At 49.5% G+C, this 2919-nt stretch carries 3 protein-coding genes; all 3 read right to left on the reverse strand.

Features of this window, described 5'->3' with window-relative positions:
- Positions 1–1014 precede the first annotated feature (1014 nt).
- Positions 1015–1167 carry a hypothetical protein gene (locus BG32_RS15570; RefSeq protein WP_183084305.1) on the reverse strand — a complete coding sequence of 51 codons (153 nt, stop codon included), beginning with the start codon at positions 1165–1167 and terminating at the stop codon, positions 1015–1017.
- Positions 1168–1300: 133 nt separating this feature from the next.
- The gene (locus BG32_RS07000; RefSeq protein WP_183084306.1) at positions 1301–2677 is read right to left on the reverse strand and encodes a M14 family zinc carboxypeptidase; all 1377 of its coding nucleotides are present in this window, start codon (positions 2675–2677) and stop codon (positions 1301–1303) included.
- Between the two features lie 12 nt (positions 2678–2689).
- Positions 2690–2919 (reverse strand): oligopeptide/dipeptide ABC transporter ATP-binding protein (locus BG32_RS07005; protein ID WP_409072651.1); only part of this gene is annotated, 230 nt, incomplete at its 5' end.

Genomic DNA, 2919 nt, shown 5'->3' on the forward strand with positions numbered 1-2919 from the left:
TCTCTCTTCTCTCTCTATCTCCCTTGTATCCCGTTCTCTCTCTTTCCTGGAAGAAGAAGTCCTTAAAGGTATGCATTCCTCTGGCCTCTTACTTCTTTTTCTAGGATTGTTGATGGTCTCTATATCGCGGATGATTAATCCACATAATTCGTATAATTTATGGATTTATGATCCATAAACAGTATTCAAGGTGGTACTGTTTACTTCGTGATGAAGATGAATTTTTCCAGAACCATTGTCAGGATGACGTTTAGCGGTGTCATCCCGTAGTGATCCTGTACGGGATCTCGACATAGAGATCGACATACGTTTAAGAGCCACTGATCGCTGGGAAAACCAGCCTTCGTTACTCGTCCAAAATCAAGGACCCGTCCTTGGATAAAATCAAAACCGGATCCCGAAACGAGTTCGGGATGACAAGGTGAGGGACTTCCAAAAAGTCATGACGGGAACGACAGCGTTTGCTAATTCTGAAAGCACAATAATTCGTCATCTAAACTTGATTCACCAACCCGTTCTAAGAACCGCTCTGCGCTAAAGAACGAAGACCCCCTATTCACTGTAAGCGAAAATAGGGACTGACGATTCTCCTCACGTCTCTCTTTTCGCGGAGAAGGGGATGGCACTTATCATTGCCCTTGCTAAAAACGCAGGTTTGTCTTCTTGCAACTTGCATCGCGGAAGTGGCAACGATGCCCTCTTCGGGCGAACAGCCGTTCGCCCCTACAAGAAGAATATGATTCTGAATATGATCACAGATCAGGAAGATCGGTAGGCGGCTTTTCGCTTTGTTCCTAGCGCGAAAGCGCCAGCATCACTTCCCCGGATGCTCCTCCGGGCATCACTTCCTGGGATGCTCTTCCCGGCATCAGTTACTCGCGCCAGCGAGCCTCACTTCTGCAAAGAGTAACTGGCCTGCGTCAGCAGACTGGCTCATTTTGCCTCCTGGCGCGTGAGCGCCAGCATCACTTCCCGACGCAGTCGGCCTCACTTCCCCGGATGATCCTCCGGGCATCACTTCCTCGCACCAGCGAGCCTCACTTCTGCTCTTACGATACCCGAGACCCGCTGCTGATTTTCTTCTTCTCTCTCTTTTCTCTCCCTTTCTCTCTCTTCCTCTCTTCTTTTCTCTCTTTCGTGAAAAATGAAGCCCGTAAAGGCGTGCATTCCTCTGGCGTCTTACTTGATTTTTATTTAGCAGGGTTATTAAGTCATGGATTTTTAACAAAAAAGTGGACCCGGTTATCTCGGGTCCACTACAGAAGATCGACTAGAATTCAGAAAACAAGGGCAGTGTTGATCACGAGTTCTTCACGATGGTGTACAGCGCTGTGTAAAGTCCGCTCATAAGCTGAATCTGTACCAGTTTCTTTATCGGTATAACGACATAGTCGAGTTCACCTTCCAGAGCATCGCTCATTTCTTTCATCTGTTTGTACACTTTTTCCGCGGCCTCTTTGAATTCAGGCTCGCCAGTCTTCTCGAAGTTGAGGAGCAGGATCCTTCTCAGCATACCCCACATAAGCATCTTGTAAGTCTTGGAGACAGGCCCGTTGTCGAAGGCTTCCGCTACCGTCGCCCTGGCGTCCAGTTCCTTGGCCGTCTTTGCCCAGTTTTCCTGTACAGGCAAATGCTTGTCAGCCGACTCGATGAAGTGGTCGAGGGCCGTTTTAAGCGGTGATTCTATAACTATTCTCTCTCTCAGCGGGAAGTATATGTCTTTGATCTTCTGATAGTTAGATTTCATATTCTCCAGGTTTGCCAGAACGAGGTCGCGCCGCACGAACTCTGTCGGAGACAGGTCTTCTATCTTCGGATTATAGTAGTATGGGACTTCGCAGACCAGTTCGAAGACCTTCTCGTTGAATAGCCTTGCGTAATCGTAACTGCAAGTTCCGGACTTACCTATGATCTCGGCCGGGTCCTTATCGGAGTTGGCGGCGTAGAATTCGTAGGTGTCAATGGTCGTCGGCATCTTGTAGACGGCGTCGGCGAATTTGACTGCGTAGGGCATCTCCGGTTCCCCGAGGGCCGCAGGAATGTTCAGATCCGTGTAGGCCTTTTCGAATATCGGGTAGAGAATTGGGGCGTCTTCCGAGATGTAGTTATAAACCCCTCCGAAACCGGCATTATGCAGACTGTAAATGAAGATCGGTTTTTCTTCCTCAATGATCTTCATAAGCGCCTTCGTTTCAGGGATCGGGTCGTTGTTGTCGAGCGTCTTATATTTTATGGGGAAGGTCCACTCCACCTGCTGGTAACCAGCCGGCCTGTAAAAGTTCAGCGCGTAATTGAGGGGCGTGTACGGTCCCTTGAACCAGCCCTCGTTCAGCTTTGCACCGTCGTTGTCGGCGGCCTTGACTATGTACCAGCTGACATCCCCGAACTTATTCCTGAAAGCCTCGTTCTCGGCCAGCTGCCAGGAGAGATAATCCAGCATCATGCTGCCTATCGGTTCGTTGGGGTGTGGAAAGCCATACATAAGTATCGCCTTCGAGCCCTTCCCGATCTTCAAACAGTAGATGGGATCGCCGGCCATCGAGTTACCGATCTGATAGAAACTTGCGATATCTGGGTACTTCTCGGCCAGTTCCCTGCTCGATTCGTTCAGTTCATCAACCGTCTTGAAAAAAGTGTACTCCGGTACATTCTTGATTACTTCCTTAATAGTGTCCATAATGACCTCCATTCACACGAAATGACATGCGACCAGTCTATCCTTACCAACATACCTCAGTTCAGGCTCTCTTTCGGTACACTCCCTCCTCGCCATGGGGCATCTGGAGGCGAACCGGCAGCCCGGGGGCGGGTTGATCGGAGTCACAACCTCCCCGGTAATGGTATATCTCATCTTCTCTTCCTTGCTTATAGTGGGCGAGTAGGAAACGAGCGCCTTCGAGTAAGGGTGGAGCGGGTTTT

Source organism: Mesotoga sp. HF07.pep.5.2.highcov (genome assembly GCF_003666285.1).
GTDB classification, from domain to species: domain Bacteria; phylum Thermotogota; class Thermotogae; order Petrotogales; family Kosmotogaceae; genus Mesotoga; species Mesotoga prima.